At 60.2% G+C, this 352-nt stretch carries 1 protein-coding gene; it reads right to left on the bottom strand.

Going from position 1 to position 352, the window contains the following annotated elements; all coding sequences use genetic code 11:
• Positions 1–158 precede the first annotated feature (158 nt).
• Positions 159–352, bottom strand: a 194-nt coding sequence (locus tag CVH10_RS26685; RefSeq protein WP_219924810.1) for a hypothetical protein, incomplete at its 5' end; no start/stop codon positions are given.

The raw sequence follows: 352 nt of genomic DNA, 5'->3' as shown, positions 1-352 counted from the left end.
CTAACCGAGGCCCAACCTCGCTCCTGGGCCTGCGGGCGGAGCACCGAAGCGCGAGCGGAGCGGAGCGCGTAGGTGGGGGGAGCCTGCGGGCAGCGGCGGCGGAGCCGCCGCCTAGGTAATAGGTGATCATCGGGGCCATAGCAGGTCAGAGGATGTTTTTACGATGACTCATGCTCACCACGCCAAGTACTGATGGTCGACGGTGAAACATCTGCAACGGTGGCAACGGTTCGGCTGCTGACGTCAAGTTCGTCAACGAGAAAACGAGAAATGGATTTGCGCAGCTCAGAGGCAGTTCCCACTACAGATGTGATGTCTGCGAGAGCCTGTAGCCAGAATTCGCGTTGAAGCC

It is taken from the genome of Halomonas sp. ND22Bw (assembly GCF_003011945.1).
Classification (GTDB): domain Bacteria; phylum Pseudomonadota; class Gammaproteobacteria; order Pseudomonadales; family Halomonadaceae; genus Halomonas; species Halomonas halophila.
The sequence above is the reverse complement of the archived record's forward strand: the minus strand, read 5'-3'. Positions and strand labels throughout refer to the sequence as shown.